At 40.9% G+C, this 1845-nt stretch carries 3 protein-coding genes; 2 read left to right on the forward strand and 1 reads right to left on the reverse strand.

Annotated features, from left to right (window positions below):
* Both UF06_RS03695 and UF06_RS23630 read left to right on the forward strand, forming a co-directional pair.
* The coding region (locus UF06_RS03695) for a transposase (RefSeq protein WP_045569239.1) at positions 1-124 on the forward strand (124 nt) is incomplete at its 5' end.
* Positions 125-995: 871 nt separating this feature from the next.
* A complete protein-coding gene (locus UF06_RS23630; protein WP_242401983.1) occupies positions 996-1124 on the forward strand; it encodes a DUF3265 domain-containing protein in 129 nt (42 codons plus the stop codon).
* Positions 1125-1721: 597 nt separating this feature from the next.
* Here the strand turns inward: UF06_RS23630 and UF06_RS23635 are convergent.
* On the reverse strand, positions 1722-1845 hold a 124-nt coding region (locus UF06_RS23635; RefSeq protein WP_045569239.1), incomplete at its 5' end, for a transposase.

Genomic DNA, 1845 nt, shown 5'->3' on the forward strand with positions numbered 1-1845 from the left:
AGTAGAGGGTGTGAACAACCGAATAAAGACGCTGAACAAAGTCGCCTATGGGTATCGTGATTGGGAATTTTTTGAGTTAAAAATCAAAGCCAGTCATGAGGCGAAGTATCGATTTTCCGGATGAACCATTTCTCCGGCTATTCGTTTTGTGCTGTCGGCAAATGAGCATTTTTACCCTCAAATTCTTGGTTAACTCAAACCGTAAAACAGGCAATTTTCTTTGTTTGCCTCAATTGGTTTTAGCGTTGGCGCGTTGTCAGTTTTGCGGGTGAAAAGTGTGGAAAGGGCAAGTTAATCGATCATTTCGCATTTGCTGAAAGTCTTGCTTGTTGAGTTTGTCTCATTCAAAAGCTTGGTTTGTCGCTGAAAGGTGGACTTTGTTTTGGTGGCTTATTTATCACGGTTCAGGCTTTGGCTGATTCTTGGTTCACTTAACCAATATTTTGATTGTTTTCTTAATCAAATTTGGTGTAACTTCTGGTTTATCTTATTGAATTTGCATAACAAAGCATTTAAGACGGATTCGCAACGCTTGGCGGTTTTAGTGTAAATTCAGTTTTTGCGTTTTAAGTGGTTTGTCGAGGCATTGGTGTTTAGCGTCGCTCACCACTTAATGCGGCGTTATGTTTAATCACGTCAAATCAGTTGGTTGTATCTTTTCTTTGCTCCGTCGGCTTGTTGGTTTTGTGCACGTCGGCAAGTTGGCTTCGTTTGGCGCTGTTTTCCGGACATTTATTCTTTGGCGCTGGAAATTCAGAGAATTGCCTCAATCAATTTTCGAGTAAGCGCGAGGTTGGTTCGGCTAGCTCAATCAGTGTTTTGACCACAAGTTTTTTGGGCTTTAACTGCCAAAATTCGAAGTCTGTTTTTCAAATCTATGAGTCATTTCAGTTTTTTAGGTCTTGGCTTTTGTTTGTGAGTCAACGCTGAGTTAATCTTGGTTTTGGTAAAACGTAAGCCCTTGAAGCTTAAACATAACAAAGCGTTAAAGAGGGATTCGTGCCGCGTGGCATTTTTGGTATGCGGTGAGTTTTGGTGGTGAAAGTGGTCTGCGGGAAGTTGATCTATGCGGCACTCACCCCTTAACGCGGCGTTATGCAACTCAGGTAAATTTAGGGGTTTAATCTTTTGGGATTTCTCTGGCCATTCGCTTTGTGTCGTCGGCAAATGAACATTTTCGGCTCCAATTTCGTGGTCAATTCAACCCGTAAAACAGCCAAGATTCTTTGTTGCCTCACTCGGTTTTAGCGTTGGCGCGTTGTTAATTTTGCTGGCGCAAAGTGTGGAAAGGGCAAGTTAATCGAGAATTTCGAGTTCGCTGAATATTTTGCTCGTTGAGTTTTTCAGATTCAAAAGCTTGGTTTGTTGCTGAAAGGTGTGCTTTGTTTTGGCGGCTTATTTATTACGGTTCGGGCTTGGGTTGATTCTTGGCTCACTTAACCAACATTTTGATTGTTTTCTTAATCAAATTTAGTGTAACTTTATGTTTATCTTATTGAATTTGCATAACAAAGCATTTAAGACGGATTCGCAACGCTTGGTGTTTTTAGTGTAAATTCAGTTTTTGTGTTTTAAGTGGTTTGCCGAGGCATTAGTGTTTAGCGTCGCTCACCACTTAATGCGGCGTTATAAAGCTCGAAGAAAGAGGACATTTTGTGGAAATTCTAACAGGTGAATTTGAAGATGTTGCGGGCATTACCGACATCTTTAACTTTTATGGTTCATCCGGAAAATCGATACTTCGCCTCATGACTGGCTTTGATTTTTAACTCAAAAAATTCCCAATCACGATACCCATAGGCGACTTTGTTCAGCGTCTTTATTCGGTTGTTCACACCCTCTACT

Source organism: Vibrio sp. S234-5 (genome assembly GCF_000960595.1).
In the GTDB taxonomy this organism is placed as follows: Bacteria; Pseudomonadota; Gammaproteobacteria; order Enterobacterales; family Vibrionaceae; genus Vibrio.